The sequence below is a fragment of the Paraglaciecola arctica genome (assembly GCF_018861065.1).
GTDB classification, from domain to species: domain Bacteria; phylum Pseudomonadota; class Gammaproteobacteria; order Enterobacterales; family Alteromonadaceae; genus Paraglaciecola; species Paraglaciecola arctica_B.
In genome coordinates, this window is sequence record NZ_JAHKQO010000037.1 from 118,291 (window position 1) to 134,173 (window position 15,883).

Annotated in this window: 13 protein-coding genes; 8 read left to right on the forward strand and 5 right to left on the reverse strand. The window is 39.5% G+C overall.

Going from position 1 to position 15,883, the window contains the following annotated elements; translation table 11 throughout:
* Positions 1 to 7: 7 nt before the first annotated feature.
* The 5 genes from KO534_RS17420 to KO534_RS17440 all read left to right on the forward strand — a co-directional run bounded on the left by KO534_RS17420 (position 8) and on the right by KO534_RS17440 (position 6,126).
* Positions 8 to 1,000 carry a DUF2333 family protein gene (locus KO534_RS17420; protein ID WP_215931479.1) on the forward strand — a complete coding sequence of 331 codons (993 nt, stop codon included), beginning with the start codon at positions 8 to 10 and terminating at the stop codon, positions 998 to 1,000.
* 3 nt (positions 1,001 to 1,003) lie between these two features.
* On the forward strand, positions 1,004 to 1,762 hold the full coding sequence (locus tag KO534_RS17425) for a TIGR04219 family outer membrane beta-barrel protein (RefSeq protein ID WP_215931481.1): 759 nt from the start codon (positions 1,004 to 1,006) through the stop codon (positions 1,760 to 1,762).
* A 98-nt stretch (positions 1,763 to 1,860) separates the two neighbouring features.
* A complete protein-coding gene (locus tag KO534_RS17430) occupies positions 1,861 to 3,669 on the forward strand; it encodes an assimilatory sulfite reductase (NADPH) flavoprotein subunit (protein WP_215931483.1) in 1,809 nt (602 codons plus the stop codon).
* Positions 3,669 to 5,399 (forward strand): assimilatory sulfite reductase (NADPH) hemoprotein subunit, encoded by a 1,731-nt coding sequence (gene cysI / locus KO534_RS17435; RefSeq protein WP_215931486.1) that lies wholly within the window; start codon positions 3,669 to 3,671, stop codon positions 5,397 to 5,399. The genes KO534_RS17430 and cysI overlap by 1 nt, the downstream gene beginning before the upstream one ends.
* Positions 5,377 to 6,126 carry a phosphoadenylyl-sulfate reductase gene (locus KO534_RS17440; protein ID WP_215931522.1) on the forward strand — a complete coding sequence of 250 codons (750 nt, stop codon included), beginning with the start codon at positions 5,377 to 5,379 and terminating at the stop codon, positions 6,124 to 6,126. The genes cysI and KO534_RS17440 overlap by 23 nt, the downstream gene beginning before the upstream one ends.
* A 31-nt stretch (positions 6,127 to 6,157) precedes the next feature.
* Here KO534_RS17440 and KO534_RS17445 read toward each other — a convergent pair whose 3' ends face one another.
* Positions 6,158 to 7,057 carry a TIGR03899 family protein gene (locus tag KO534_RS17445; protein ID WP_215931488.1) on the reverse strand — a complete coding sequence of 300 codons (900 nt, stop codon included), beginning with the start codon at positions 7,055 to 7,057 and terminating at the stop codon, positions 6,158 to 6,160.
* A gap of 222 nt (positions 7,058 to 7,279) precedes the next feature.
* Between KO534_RS17445 and KO534_RS17450 the strand changes: the two genes are divergently transcribed.
* Entirely contained in the window at positions 7,280 to 9,514 is a 2,235-nt protein-coding gene (locus tag KO534_RS17450; RefSeq protein WP_215931490.1) for a bifunctional diguanylate cyclase/phosphodiesterase, read from the forward strand.
* 105 nt (positions 9,515 to 9,619) lie between these two features.
* On the opposite strand, the gene KO534_RS17455 is transcribed toward KO534_RS17450, so the two are convergent.
* Together KO534_RS17455 and KO534_RS17460 are read right to left on the reverse strand one after the other, a co-directional pair.
* Complete coding sequence (locus KO534_RS17455) at positions 9,620 to 10,195, reverse strand: uracil-DNA glycosylase family protein (protein WP_215931492.1); 576 nt, start codon at positions 10,193 to 10,195, stop codon at positions 9,620 to 9,622.
* Between the two features lie 75 nt (positions 10,196 to 10,270).
* The gene (locus tag KO534_RS17460) at positions 10,271 to 11,407 is read right to left on the reverse strand and encodes an acyl-CoA desaturase (protein WP_215931495.1); all 1,137 of its coding nucleotides are present in this window, start codon (positions 11,405 to 11,407) and stop codon (positions 10,271 to 10,273) included.
* Between the two features lie 166 nt (positions 11,408 to 11,573).
* Between KO534_RS17460 and fabR the strand changes: the two genes are divergently transcribed.
* Positions 11,574 to 12,185, forward strand: coding sequence for an HTH-type transcriptional repressor FabR (fabR, locus tag KO534_RS17465; protein ID WP_215931498.1), 612 nt, complete (start codon positions 11,574 to 11,576; stop codon positions 12,183 to 12,185).
* Here the strand turns inward: fabR and trmA are convergent, their stop codons facing one another.
* A complete protein-coding gene (gene trmA, locus KO534_RS17470) occupies positions 12,186 to 13,283 on the reverse strand; it encodes a tRNA (uridine(54)-C5)-methyltransferase TrmA (RefSeq protein WP_215931500.1) in 1,098 nt (365 codons plus the stop codon).
* Between the two features lie 173 nt (positions 13,284 to 13,456).
* Here trmA and KO534_RS17475 point away from each other — a divergent pair, with 173 nt between their 5' ends.
* Positions 13,457 to 14,851: a DUF5610 domain-containing protein gene (locus KO534_RS17475; protein ID WP_215931502.1), complete on the forward strand. Its 1,395-nt coding sequence runs from the start codon at positions 13,457 to 13,459 to the stop codon at positions 14,849 to 14,851.
* 69 nt (positions 14,852 to 14,920) lie between these two features.
* On the opposite strand, the gene KO534_RS17480 is transcribed toward KO534_RS17475, so the two are convergent.
* Positions 14,921 to 15,379: an RNA recognition motif domain-containing protein gene (locus tag KO534_RS17480; protein WP_215931504.1), complete on the reverse strand. Its 459-nt coding sequence runs from the start codon at positions 15,377 to 15,379 to the stop codon at positions 14,921 to 14,923.
* Positions 15,380 to 15,883: the final 504 nt, after the last annotated feature.

The window sequence follows — 15,883 nt, forward strand, 5'->3', positions numbered from 1 at the left end:
AGAAAATATGAAACAGTATCTTACACCAAAATGGCTATTAAGCTCGCTTGCTCTTATCATTTTCTTATTATGGATTTTGTCAGTTTACTGGAGCTTTGAACCCGAGCTATTTGAACCTAAATTGCTTGCACAACAGCAAGCTAGTCAAAAAAATGAGTCAGTAGTAGCGGGATATACTATTACCACTAGTTTAATTAAAGTCAGTGAGACTTTGTTGAATAAACCAGGAGGCTATTTGTCAAACGATGTTTTGCCACCTAGCGTGATGATGGACAATATGCCAAGTTGGGAATTTGGTGCATTGGAAATGACCCGTGATTTAGCCTTGGCGATGCGTCAAGACTTTAGTCGCTCACAAAGCCAATCCTTAGAAAACTCGTTTTTAACTAAGGCCCAACCGCAATTTAACATAGATAATTTGAGTTGGATGTTGCCCTCTGCGGAATCAAAATATCAAGAAGGTATTGATAATTTATACGCTTACAGGAGCAGTCTAGCGGATAGCAGCCAAAAACAGGGGCAGTTTTATGCACGTGCAGACAATCTACGAGATTGGCTTAAACAAATAGAAAAACGTTTGGGAAGTTTTTCGCAACGTTTAAGTGCCAGTGTAGGTCAGGAACGCCTTGATACAAATTTGGCAGGTGATGCCCAAGCGATACAGTCCACTCCAACAGCTAACCGATTGGCTGAAAAAACTAGCTGGTGGAAGTTGGATGACAATTTTTATGAAGCCAGAGGCGCTAGTTGGGCATTAATACATTTCTTAAAGGCGGTAGAAGTCGATTTTGCTGATGTATTAGAAAAGAAAAATGCCACTATTAGTTTACAACAAATTATTCGAGAGCTAGAAGCCACTCAAGAGTCTCTTTGGAGTCCAATGATATTAAACGGTAGTGGTTTTGGAACATTAGCGAATCATTCGTTAGTTATGGCGAACTATATTTCTCGGGCAAATGCTGCTCTAATCGAGCTTAGCGAATTATTAAATCAAGGTTAAATTATGAAAAAGACAGCTGTAACTTTAGGCCTATTTGTCGCGAGCGCTAGCTTTACGGCAAAAGCTGATACTTTACTTGGCCTTTATGTCGGTGCTCAGGGCTGGAATATGCAAACCTCTGGCGGCTTTTCAAGTGATGGAGCCAATGCAGATTTCGATTTTGAAGATCAAACCAATACAAATTTATATGCAGCGTTTGAACATCCTGTTCCATTAATCCCCAATATTAAAATACAGCGCACCGTAATGGATACTTCTGGAGAAACCACATTAAATTCTCAATATACATTTGGTGATGAAGTTTACGCTAATAACACTGACGTGCTTGCTGATGTGCAATTAACCACAACGGACTTTATTTTATATTACGAATTGTTTGATAACGATTTAATTAGTTTTGATGTGGGTATCAACGCTAAACAAATTGAAGGTGAGCTACTTGTCACTGAAAAGGATAATACCTCTACCTCTTCAAGAGAGTCATTTTCTGGGCCAGTGCCAATGGTTTATTCGCGTCTGGCTATAGGTATTCCGTTTAGCGGTTTTGGTGCGTTTGTAGAAGGCAGTTTTTTGAATATCGATGATCATACTTTGTCTGATTATCAAGCTGCATTGTCCTATAGTTTAATGGAAAATTTGGCGGTAGATGTAACTTTTCAATTAGGTTATCGTGCAGTTGAATTAGAGTTAGATGACTTAGACGATATATATTCTAATCTCGAATTTAAAGGTGTATACGCTGGTTTGGAGGTACATTTTTAATTTCATCTGATTTGGTTATAAAAAATTAGTTTTTATTCTTTCCGGTTATGTCCTTATATCGCTAACCTATAGTTGTATTAATAACGGTTAGCGATTCTATGTCTTCAGTAATAAATCAAGCCAATGGGCTTGCCGCAGGTTTAAATGAAAACCAGTGGTCTCAAATTAATCAGGCTACGGCCGCACTAAATCCACAGCAATTGACTTGGTTGAGCGGTTATTTGGCAGGTTTGGCACAAAATGGTCAATCAGCGGGTGTACCACAATCCGATTCTGGACCTGCAAAATTTTTGACTATTTTGTACGGTTCACAAACCGGAAACGCCAAATCTGTTGCTCAGGAATATAAAGCCAAGTTAGATGCGTTAAATATTCCAGCTAAGATCGCTAGCATGGCCGATTATAAGCAAAAGCAACTAAAAACCGAAAGTCATCTTGTGGTCATTGTTAGTACCCATGGTGAAGGTGAAGCACCTGATGATGCTGTAGCACTTCACAGCTTCTTAGGTGGAAAAAAAGCGCCTAAACTTAATGATTTGAAATTTTCTGTTTTGGGTTTAGGTGATACTAGCTACGAGTTTTTCTGTCAAACAGCAAAAGATTTCGATAAACGTTTGCAAGACCTCGGTGCCACTAGAATTACAGAACGTGTCGATTGTGATGTGGATTATGACGCCGCCGCTACGGCGTGGTTTGAAACAGTTACTCATCAAGTAAAAGACGAGTTAACTGCCAAAAGTTCTCAATCTGTAGCACCATCGCTAACTATGAGTGCTAGCGCTAATAACGCGGAACAATACACTAAAAAATCGCCGTACACTGCCACCTTACTTGAAAGTCAAAAAATAACCGGTCGAGATTCTGTTAAGGATATCCGTCATATAGAGATTTCTCTAGAAGACTCAGGAATTCAATATCGCCCTGGTGATGCACTGGGGGTGTGGTTTAAAAATGACGAGATTTTAGTCGATGACTTGCTCGCCGAGCTCGATATACAAGGTGATACCTCAGTTAGTTGGTCAGGCGATGAGCTCAGTATTAAAGACGTATTGGTTAATCAATTAGAGCTCACTCAAAGTTACCCGACTTTTGTAAATCAATATGCTGAATATGCCAAAAGCGTCGAACTCAATGCGTTGTTGGATGATAAGTCGGTATTGCGTGAGTATTTAGCTCAACGCCAAATTATCGATATTATTCGTCAATTTCCTGCAAAAATCAGCGCGCAACAGTTGGTTGACACATTAAGAGGCATGACTCCGCGCCTGTACTCTATTGCATCGAGTCAAGCAGAAGTAGAAGATGAAGTGCATCTTACCGTAGCCCTAGTTGAGTACGATGCTCACGGTCATGCACATCAGGGTGGTGCTTCGAGCTTTTTGTCTACCCGTTTAGATGAAGGTGGTGAGGTCAATGTATTTGTTGAAACAAATGATAATTTCCGGTTACCAGATGACGGCAATACCCCTGTTATTATGATAGGTCCAGGTACAGGTATCGCACCTTTCAGAGCGTTTATGCAACAACGAGAAGCGGAAGAATCAAGTGGTGAGAATTGGTTGTTCTTTGGTAATCCCAATTATACTCAGGATTTCTTGTATCAAACCGAGTGGCAACGTTTTGTTAAAGACGGCGTAGTCAACAAAATTAGTTTGGCATTCTCCAGAGATCAAGAGCAAAAAGTTTATGTGCAACATCGTATGCTTGAGCAAGGGGCAGAATTGTATCGATGGCTTGAGCAAGGCGCCCACCTTTATGTGTGTGGTGACGCTAATCATATGGCCAAAGATGTACAAGACGCTTTAGTGCAAATTGTGATTGAACATGGCGCTAAAAGCGAAGAGCAAGCTGAACAATATATTTCTGACTTGCGCCGTGCAAAACGTTACCAAAAGGACGTTTATTAATGAGTACTGATAAAACAAAATTTGTTGTTGAAGGCAAATTAGCTGACAACGAACGCCTAAAAGGCCAGAGCAATTTCTTGCGTGGAACCATTGCTGAAGATTTAAATAATGATTTAACTGGGGCTTTTGTTGGTGATAATTTCCAGCTTATCCGTTTTCATGGCATGTATCAGCAGGATGACCGTGATATTCGAGCAGAGCGAGCTAAACAAAAATTAGAGCCGCTGCAAAATGTAATGTTACGAGCCCGCTTGCCTGGCGGAATTATTACTACTCAACAATGGTTAGCCATTGATAAATTTGCTGCAGAAAAAAGTATTTATGGAAGTATTCGATTAACCACTCGTCAAACGTTTCAGTTTCATGGTGTGTTGAAGCCTAATGTGAAACCTATGCACCAAATGCTTAATCAAGTAGGTGTTGATTCGATAGCCACTGCGGGGGACGTCAACCGAAACGTGTTGTGTACCTCTAATCCAGTGGAATCTGAGTTACACCAAGAAGCTTACGAGTGGGCTAAAAAAATCAGTGAGCATTTGTTACCTAAAACACGTGCCTACGCAGAGATTTGGTTGGATGGTGAAAAAACCGAAACGACCGATCAGGAACCTATATTAGGAAGTCACTACCTTCCTCGTAAATTTAAAACCACTGTTGTTATTCCTCCGCAAAATGACGTGGATGTACATGCTAATGATTTGAATTTTGTGGCTATAGCTGAGAACGGAAAATTAATCGGTTTTAATGTCTTAGTGGGTGGTGGACTGGCCATGACTCATGGTGATACCGCGACTTTCCCACGTAAAGCAGACGATTTTGGTTTCATTAGCAAAGAACACACCTTAGCCGTAGCTGAAGCTGTCGTGACAACCCAGCGAGATTGGGGAAACCGAGTTAATCGCAAAAATGCTAAAACTAAGTACACCCTTGAAAGAGTGGGTGTTGAAAACTTTAAAGCAGAAGTAGAAAAGCGTTCAGGCGCTACTTTTGCAGCAAGCCGACCGTTTGAATTCACTTCTCGGGGTGACCGAATTGGTTGGGTTGAAGGTATTGACGGCAAACACCATCTTACCTTGTTTATTGAAAACGGCCGTATCTTAGACTATCCGGGCAAAACCCTTAAAACAGGCTGCGCTGAAATAGCTAAAATTCACAGCGGAGATTTTCGACTAACTGCTAATCAAAACTTAATAGTCGCTGGTGTTCCCAAAGAACAGAAAGTTGCGATTGAAAAACTGGCCCGTGAACATGGACTGATCTCTGATGAAGTCAGTTTACAACGTAAAGACTCAATGGCTTGTGTGTCTTTACCAACCTGTCCATTGGCGATGGCAGAAGCCGAGCGTTACTTGCCCGATGCCGTTACTCAAATTGAGGGGATTTTGGCAAAACATGGCATGTCTGACGAAAGCATTATTTATCGTGTGACTGGCTGTCCTAATGGCTGCGGCCGAGCCATGTTGGCAGAAGTGGGTTTAGTCGGTAAAGGTCCAGGAAAGTATAACTTTCATTTAGGCGGTGATCGTCAAGGAACGCGAATTCCTAGAATGTATCGTGAAAATATTGATGAAAAAGAAATTATGAGTGAGTTAGATACGTTAATTGGCCGTTGGTCAAAAGAACGTGAAACTGGCGAAGCTTTTGGTGATTTTCTTATTAGAGCGAAAGTCGTTAAACCAGTAATCGACTCAGCCAAGGACTTCTATGATGACCCAAGCTATTCAATCTAATATTGCAGCTAGCACAAATCTGAGTCTTTCGGGTGATGAGTTAACGCAAACGAACCTCGCTCTAGAAAAACAGTCTGCCGAGAAGCGTGTGACTTGGGCGTTAGAAAATTTGCCGCAGAACTTTATGCTGTCCTCAAGTTTTGGTGCTCAAGCTGCTGTGATGTTGCACATGGTCACGCAACAACACCCTAATATTCCTGTCGTACTTACGGATACAGGCTATTTATTTGCTGAAACTTACCAATTCGTTGACGAATTAACTGAACGCCTTAAGCTGAATCTTAAGGTGTATCGGTCTGATATTTCGTCAGCATGGCAAGAAGCTAGAATGGGAAAAATGTGGGAGCAAGGATTGGAGGGTATTGAGAAATACAACGCTTTAAATAAAGTTGAACCTATGCAAAAAGCGTTAGATGAACTGCAAGTCAAAAGCTGGTTTGCTGGATTACGTCGCAGCCAGTCTGATATGCGCGAAAGCTTACCAGTAGTGCAGCAGTTGAAAAACCAATATAAAATTTACCCTATAATTGATTGGTCTAACAAAGATGTTCATATGTATTTGAAAAAACATGATCTCCCGTATCATCCTCTATGGGAAAAGGGTTATGTATCTATTGGGGATTGGCATAGCACTCGTTCGTTAGAGGAAGGTATGAGTGAGCAAGATACCCGTTTCTTTGGGTTAAAAAGAGAGTGTGGTCTACATGAATTTGGTGATGGAATTTAGCAAATTCTTTCACTAACCTTGTAACAATCGTTTAGGCAATATCAAAAGCTATTCCCAAAGTGGCTTTGAGAGACTTTAAGTAGAGATCTTGCCTTTTGTGCGCTACTAATTTAAATAATTCAGCTCCAGTCGTCGTAAACTTATAATACACCAAAGTGGTTCCGCTGCGTTTTGCTTGTATATTTACGGCTTGCCCCGCGCATCGCCACTCTACTGGGTCCTCAGTAGGCAATTCGCCGGATTCAATTTCGCTATTGTGAATTAACCCTAAGTCTACAAGGGATAAAATATCTGGGTAGCTTAAGCCAAAGTTTGCCAAATTCAGTTGGTGTTCTTTGTGGGAACTAAAGAATGACCAAAGACTGGTTTTTTGATAATAACCAAGCAACAGTTTAGGCGTTGCCTCACCTTTACGGCGACTGGCTAGGTTAACCGCATGACGAAAGATTTGTGCATCTTTCTGGGTCAATTGCTTCAAAATTCCTAGGGTCTTTAAGGAAAAACTCCCCGGTCTTGCTGTCTCAACCGCAAAAATCTTACCCCATAGTTCCTGCATCGCAGGAGAAAAAATCTCTTCAGCCATTTTTACGAAACTAAAAAACCAGTCGGGATCTAAATCTTCTTCTCTTCCGTCATCTAGACAAAAATCTAATGCCTTAGCTAGAATACTTTCTAGGTTTCTAAATTTTTTTTGCCCTAATAATTCATTTTTGCGCCTTATTTTTTCGTTGCTGCTGGACGTTTTAAAAGTACTATCTTGTTCTTGTATTCCAGCTTGTGAGAACCAATTCAAAATACGCTTTTGAGTAGATTGCCTATTTAATCTATTATCAGATTGAGTCTTGGTAGTGTTTGTTTTGGCATCTACTTTTTGTGAATGCACCGGTTGTAATGGGTTTGTAGTGGGTGAGGAATTAGACTCTATTTTCATGAGACTTATAAGCTGCTTTAATTTTGAATATGTTGCTTTGTATATTGCGTTAATTCATGTTACATGAGCAAATAAAAATGTTAACTTTAGTAAATATTGATAAATAAGTTGATACTCCAACTAATTTTTGTGATTTTTTGGATGGTACGTAATTGAATGTCAAACATATGAACTGATTGCAGCAGCGGCAGATAGAAGGATCTCAAACTTGATGGAATGTACATGAGCTCAAGCAAATACGAAAACGATGAATTAATTTTTTTATCAGAAGATATCCATCCGTTCACCCCGGAAATCAACGGCGTGTGGAATGTGTTAGTGGTCGACGACGATGAAGAAATACATTCTGTCACTAGGCTTGCTCTGTCTGATTTGGTTGTAAATGAAAAAGCGTTACGTTTTTTTCATGCTTATTCTGGTGTTGAGGCGCTAGAAATTATCGAAGATATGGGGTCATCAATCGCTATCATTTTACTAGATGTGGTGATGGAGTCAGATGATGCTGGCTTAAATGTCGCAAAGAAAATGCGCGAAGAATTAAAGATTATGGAACCGCGCATTATTTTACGAACTGGGCAACCTGGTTATGCGCCGGAAGAACAAGTCATTAAAGATTACGATATCAATGACTATAAAACAAAAACAGAGCTAACCCGCAGTAAATTGGTAACAACCATTATTGCTTCTTTGCGTTCGTATCAACAAATATTGACTATTAATCAAAGTCGTCTTGGCTTACAGCAAATTATTGTGTCTGCTGCAAACCTAATGGAAGAGCATTCCATTAAGAGTTTTTGCGAAGGTGTGGTGACACAAATTAGTTCACTTATTGGCTTAGAAGCGGGTGGGGTTGTTTGTGCCAGAGCCGGTTCTGTATTAGATAAAGACGACGATGGCGTATACATACTAGGCGCCGCAGGTGAATTTGCATCCTATATAAATGAAAGGCTAGATAGTCTACATAACGCTCGAATTGTGAAGTTTGTGAATTGCTGTTTGCAGCTTAAAGAACATATTTTTGAAAAAGAATTCTCAGTACTCTATCTAAATAGTTCGGGATACGAGGCCGCAGTCTATTTGCAAATAGGCAAAGAAATTAATTCCGTTGACCAACAATTACTTGAAGTGTTTTTGTCTAGTATCTCGGTTGGTTATGAAAACGTTAATCTGTTTCATCAACTTCGAACTGCAGCTTTCAGAGATTGGTTAACTAAGCTACCTAATCGTAGTGAGTTTATCAATATGTTGGACGATTGTGTTGTCGCTAGAAACAAAGCTGACAATCCAGTGGTGGCACTTATTGATATTAATCATTTTGCTGATATCAATGATGGCTTAGGTCAAGACGCGGGTAATAGTACCTTGTTAGCCGTAACTAACCGATTGGAAGAAGCGTTTTTAGATAAAGTAAGAATAGGACGCATTGGCTCAGATGTTTTTGGCTTAATAGGTGCAGAATTTTTTGTTAATCCGCAAACATTAAATGAAATTTTTGTAGCTCCTTTTAAAGCGGGTGAACATACTTTACCGCTTTCTGCTAGTTTTGGCTTTTGTCGATTAGACGGAAAGCCTCCAAGCGGTATTAATATTCTTAAACATAGCAACATTGCATTAAATAAAGCCAAGAAAAACCTAAATACTAACTTCGAGTATTATGCGCCTGAGATGGAAGAAGAAACAACTTGGCGCTTGGATATGATCAGGCAGTTAACCAGAGATTTTCAAGGGAAGAAGTTACAACTTTGGTATCAACCCCAAGTGGACTTAGTAACCGAGCAAATCGTGGGGATGGAAGCGTTATTGCGTTGGCCTACCTCCGATGGTGGATTTGTTTCACCAGCAGTATTCGTTCCATTGGCTGAATATTCAGGCCTTATCATTGATATTGGGATATGGGTACTGGAAGAATCATGTAAGAAATTGAAGGCGATGTTCGACCAAGGGCACACTGGGTTGAGAATGGCCGTCAATATTTCAATGCCGCAGTTTAGAGACCCTAATTTTATTGATTCAGTTAAAAATATAATCACAGAATTTGGTATTCAGCCCGACAGAATAGAGCTAGAAATTACTGAAAGCGTGGTGATGGATGAACCACAAATAGTGATTGAAGCCTTGCAAGAATTAAAATTGTTTGGTGTTAAAGTTGCCATTGATGATTTTGGTACTGGTTTCTCTTCTATGAGTTACCTACAACAGTTACCTCTGGACCGTTTAAAGGTTGACAGGTCTTTTGTGAATGAGATTCACCCCGGTAAATCTGCTTTTATTGCAGAAACGATTGTGACACTTGGTAATAAACTCGGCTTATCTACCATCGCGGAAGGTGTTGAGAAAAGAGAACAAGCTAGTTATATGTTGAAATTAGGATGTGATGAAGCTCAGGGATATTTGTTTGCTAAGCCTATGCCTTATGAACAACTTCTAGAGTTTTTAGCTTCAAAAGATGATAACTAAAAGGTAAATTGACAGGATCTTTTAGTCTAAAATGCTACGGATTGATTTCAATAAATGGTTACTCTTGCTACCACCTGTGCTTAATGCTTTTGACTACTATGGTTTTTAGCATCGCAATGTCACCTTAATCTTGGCAAGCATCTGGGGCATGACTTCTTCTTCAAACCATTTATTGTTTTTCAACCAGATATTATTTCGTGGCGAAGGATGAGGTAATGGTAAAAATTTAAGCTGGTAGTCACGCCAGTTTCTAATCCGCTCAGTCAGTGTTTTTTTGTCTTTTAAATAATAATCTTGCGCGTATTTTCCTACTAGAAGAATAATTTTGTTTGAGTCGGGGTCGACCAAATAGGGATGCCATTTTGGTGCGCACTCTTTTCTAGGCGGTAAATCACCAGATTTACCTTTTCCTGGATAACAAAAACCCATAGGTACTATAGATAAGCAATGTTTGTCGTAGAATTGCTGTTCTGGCATATCAAGCCATTTTCGTAATCTATCGCCTGAGGCGTCTTTCCATGGTGTATTGGTTTCGTGAGCTTTGAGGCCTGGAGCTTGACCAATAAGAACAATTTTTGCGGTTGCTGAGTATTGTAAAATTGGTTTGGGTGCGAAAGGTAGAGAATGAGCACATTGGGTACAATCATGTATTTTAGCGATAATGTTTATTTTATTGGCCACCTTATTCTCTAGTTTAGATTCTACCGTTTAAAAAGGTCTCAAAATGAGACCTTAACCTTATGAATTCCTATTTCTTTAATTTGCCATTGTGGGTAAAAACTCAAACTGATTTAGCTGCAACCATTTTTGCTTTTGCAGGGCTAAACTCTGTTTTAACTCTTTATATTTGTAATGCATTTCAAGGTTTTCATAGCTGCGTTTAAGACTTTGTTTTTTAATAGCCATTAGTTGTTTTTTGGCGGCGTAATATTCTGTCATGCGCTGAGCTAGGAGTTCATACTCAAATTGTACTTTGGCTAATATTTCATCTGCATTAGCTAATTTAGATACTTTTTCTTGGGCTAACTTTAGTTGCATTGCGACTTTAGCTTTTTCTATTCTTTCTTCCGGGCAGCGCCTCAGATTGCTAGCCCAGCCGACAACAGATAACCCTCTGATGAGCCATTTTGTGGGATCAAATTGCCACCATTTAATTCCATTTCTATAGTCATACTCAAATATATGGTGGAAGTTATGGTAGCCCTCACCAAAGGTAAAGAAAGCTAAAATATCGTTATCTCTAGCGGAATTTTTATCGGTATATGGCTGTTTTCCCCAAATATGGGCTAAGGAATTGATGAAAAAGGTAACATGATGAACTACAACTAGGCGGAAAACGCCGGCTAATAACAACATGCCCCAAATATCGCCATTTAACCAGCCAAGCAATAATGGCAGACCAAAGTTGGCGCTTAACATAACTTTCAAATAGTGTTTATGTTGCCACATTACCACTGCGTCCTTTTGCAGATCTCGGCAGTTACTATAATCATCGTAACGGTGTATCTGATACTCCCTTAACATCCACCCAATATGTGAATACCAAAACCCTTTTTTCGCGGAATAGGGATCTTGATCATTGTCATCAACATGTTTGTGATGAATACGATGATCTGAACACCAGTGCAGAATACTGTTTTGTAGTGACATCGCCCCACCAATTGCCAAGACGGTTCTGACAAAACCATTCGCTTGATATGCTTTATGTGACCATAAACGATGATAACCGGCAGTAATTGACATGCCTGAAAAGTATATTAAAACTAAACACGCGATAATTTCAAAACTATCGAAACCGTTGGTTAATGCTTCAAGTGGTACCAACACCGCTGCTATTAAGGCGGTTATGGAAAAGACCAAAACATTGGTGAGTATCAGGCGGGGTTTTTTCATTTAAAAATATTAATTCAGCTTACATCTGTACGCTATTTTACGTTGCCTTTGACGTTTCGCAAGTCATATATGAGTAAAGAGTTAAATTTCTTGGGTATGTGTTTTACTTTTTTCACGTTAGAATTACATGAATATTGACTTGATCACTAACCACAGGTTTTAACTATTGAACCGCCAAGAACAAAAATTACGAACACGTCGTTCCATTATTGAAGCGGCGTTTTTACTCTTAGATGAGCAGCGAAGTTTATCAAGTATCAGTCTAAGGGAGGTTGCGCGAGCTGCGGGTATTGCACCCACCTCTTTTTATCGGCACTTTAAAGATATTGATGAATTAGGGCTAACCCTAGTTGATGAAGCCGGCTTAGCTTTGCGTCAATTAATGCGACAAGCAAGGGCGAGAATTGCTTCAGGCGGGGGAGTAATCAATACTTCTGTGGATACTTTTATGGAATTTATTACCGCCAATAATAATGTTTTTCGATTGTTGTTGCGAGAGCATACAGGTACTTCAATGGCTTTTAGGGCGGCTGTACTACGAGAGATTAAACACTTTAACGTAGAACTGACCGATTACACCATCTCTACAACTGGTTTGCCATATAACATTGCGAACTTGCAAGCAGAGGCCATGGTTAAGTTAGTTTTTAGTGCTGGCGCAGAAGCTCTAGACGCATCGGAAGAGCAGAAACTTAATGTCGCTGAAAGAGTGAAACTCCAATTAAGGTTCGTTGTAAATGGAGCCTTGCAGGCTAAAGCTGAGCAAGCAAATAGCTAGTTACTTTTTTTGTAGATATACCCCACATTCGACATGATGGGTATAGGGGAACTGGTCAAATAACGCGAATCTAGTGATGCGATGTGTGAGTAACAATGTGTCCAAATTGAGTTTTAGCGTGTCCGGATTACACGAAATATACACTATATTTTCATACTGACTTACCATCTCGACTGTAGTGTCATCTAAACCAGCGCGGGGTGGGTCTACTAATACGGTTTGGCACTGGTAGTCAGTTAAATTAACTCCCTCTAAACGTCGAAATTCTCGAACACCTTGTTGTGCTTGGACAAATTCTTCACTCGACATTCGGATGATTTTTAGGTTGTTTATTTTGTTTTGCTGAATATTTTGTTGCGCTGCTGATACAGAGGTTTTGGATATTTCAGTGGCTAACACTTTTTCAAAATTTTGTGCTAGAGGCACAGAAAAATTTCCCGAACCGCAATATAGTTCGAGTAAATCTCCTTGGCTATTTTGAGTAATATCCAACGCCCACTCGATCATTTTGATGTTGACCCGTGCATTGGGTTGAGTAAAACTGTTTTCGATTTGTTTAAATGTGTAATTACGTTGGTTTATTGTCAACTCTTCGGTGACATAATCTTTGTCTATAATCACTTTTTGCTTTTTTGCTCGGCCGATAATATCTATTTTGTATTTCTGGCTTAACAACGAACGAATATTTCTCATTTCCGCAGACCACTGCTCGTCCAAGGCTTTGTGATAGAGCAAAGACACAATGATTTCACCACTTAGCGTGGCTAGATAGTCTATTTGGAATAATTTCCGGCGTGCAGCCTCATTGACTTTAATTAATGCAATTAATTCAACCATAACATCATTAATAAGCAGGCTGGCTGGAGGAAAACTATGTACTTGGTATTTTTGTTTAGTCGTTTGATCGAACATGACGTGATGTAATTCATCACCTTCATGCCAAAGCCTAAACTCGGCTCTTAACCTATAATTTAGTGGTTCGGATGCAAACACTTCCAATTCGGGGGCGGCATACTGAGTAAAACTTTCTTTTATAAGTTTCGTTTTATTTTTCAACTGTTCATCGTAATGGTCAGCTTGAATTTCAGTTGGCCGCATATATTGCCTCAATCTTTTAGACGGTAAAAACGCGCAAGGTAAAGTGTTTTTAGCCATTCTGCAATATATACAAAAGCTAAAATTTACAAAACGTATAATTTTTGGACAAGTTTAGCTAAAGTATAACCGGGTAGCGGCCGATATGGTTAGTTGAGGATAGTGAGGTATCTGCCATGAACATTAGTCAATTAAAAGCCTTTTTAGGTGATAATCCCCAACATTTGGGGAGCGACAACAGTATCAAAAATCAACTCCGTGATGAGGGGTTAAAACAAGCTATAAGTGGACAAAGTAGCCATTTGACGCAGAGTGTGGCGCAATTTAGCTCTAGCACTTCGTTGGGTGTAAAGGTATATACAAATTCGTTAAGTAACAATCTTGAAATAGATAGGCATAAGCCTAACTTTTCAGTACCTGATTCAGAAGAGTCTGAAGCTTCTTCATTTGATTTTGAAGAAATAGCCAAGAACGTTCTCAGTTTTATTGGCGGCGCAATTAAAAATGCTCAAGGCCGCGGGGCGGATGACAGTGAACTTGAAGATTTATTCGAACAAGCTTCAAGTGGCGTATTAAAAGGCATCAAATTAGCAGAGCAAGATTTAGCAGGTTTCTTAAATGAAGAAATTACTAATGGCATAAGTAATAGTAAGAGCCTAATAGAAGAAGGCATTGCCAATCTTAAGCGTGAGATTTTTAACCCTGACGCAGTTGATCTGGAAAATGCAGAACAGTCTATTGTTGAATCTACCAACGTATCCTATGCAAAACAAGAATCAGGTGAACTAAGTATTCGCACCAGAGATGGCGACACAGTCAATATTACTTTTGAAGACTTAGAGCAATTTGAACTCAGCCAACGACAGGTGCAGCAACAAATACAAAAATCAGAATCAAATGACAACCCCACTGTTTCCGAACAAAGTGACGATAACAATGTGGCTCAAGCGGATAACAAGTCAGAGGTACCAGGAACCAACTCTGCGGTAGAACTTGATGAAAACATAGAGCAGGAAGAAGACAGACAACCTACTACTGAAGTCATCGAACAAAATGCGGTGTTCTATCAAGAAAGTTCATTTTCGTTTTCAGTTAAAGGTGAGTTAGATGAAGATGAACTCAAAGCTATTGGTCAATTAGTGTCTGACGCAAATGATCTTGCTGAAGAGTTTTTTAATGGCGATATCGAGACCGCTTTTAATCAAGCTTTAGAACTTGGGTTTGATGAGCAAGAATTATCCAGTTTTGCTTTGCAGTTGACGAAAGTTGAAAATACACAGGTGATCAAAGCGTACGAAACGGTTTCTCGATTTGATGAAGATAGCGTGGATAGCAATCCAGCAAAATCAGTAAAGCCTGTGGCTGACTATCTTGATAAATTACTTAATGTACTAGAAGGATCGAGACTTCAATTAGAAAATAGCGAATCGTATGAAAACATGGTGAACGAGTTGATAAATAATTTAGGAAGTGACGTGGCCACTCCCGATTTAATTTCTGCCATCAATCGATTCAATGAATTCAATCAAAAACTTGTGGATAATTTGCCAAAAGGTTATCAGCCAGAATAATAATGATAGCTGTGAAGCATAAAGAAATAACAAAGCCAGTTCGATACTGGCTTTGTTATTTATAGGTAGTTATTCGTCTTCAACTTTCTCTTTCGCTAATCGAACTTTTAAAGTCCGTTCTTGGAAAGTCGAATCGTTTAGATTTTTGATTGCCTTAGCTGCTCCCTTAGCATTCATCTCAACAAAGCCGTATCCCTTCCTCTTTCCGGTACGGCGATCCTTCATTAACCGTACCGATACAACATTACCTTGTTGTTCAAAATGTGCTTGTACAGCTTCTTCATCCGCACGATAAGGCAGGTTTCCAACATAGAGCGTAGATACAGTTGATGAATCGCCCTGCTCACCAGATGAATTTGTTGATGTAGACAGCCTTACTAAGCCAGGCACTAACAAGCCACCTAATAAGACTCCGAGAGCCGCAGATAGGTTATTGGGCATTTCTGGCGCTATCATGGGTAAAATGACATACATAACAATAGCGATAATTGCTGTAATAAAAATATTCAAAATAAAAGATGGATTCATGTGACGCTACCTAAAAAGATTTTATGGTTATAAGAATATAAAGCGCACTTATGGTACCCATTTATGGGGTTTTCGCAAACAGTAACGCTAAGTATCCACAATCCTATGCCCATAACTAGTCAATAAAGCATGATATTTCTACGTTTTGCATACTTTTTGGTCACTTAAACATTTATTTTAAATTAGTGCTTGCATAGGAATGTGTTGTCTCTATAATGCGCCCTCGCTTCAAGGGAGACCACTTAGGACTCTCGCAACGAGTTAGAAATTCTAACAAGTTGCTAATTAGCCAAGGCTATGTTTGATGCGGGATGCAGTGAGATTTATTTTGAAATTATTTTAAATAAATTGTTGACATCAAATGGAGATAGCGTAATATGCGCCTCCCGCTTAAGAGGGTCTACGGACAACATCTTAAGCCGCTAACGAAGTTAGCATGCTCTTTAACAATTAGAACAAGACAATCTGTGTGGACACTCACGAAGTGAGAGTTCACCAAAAAAA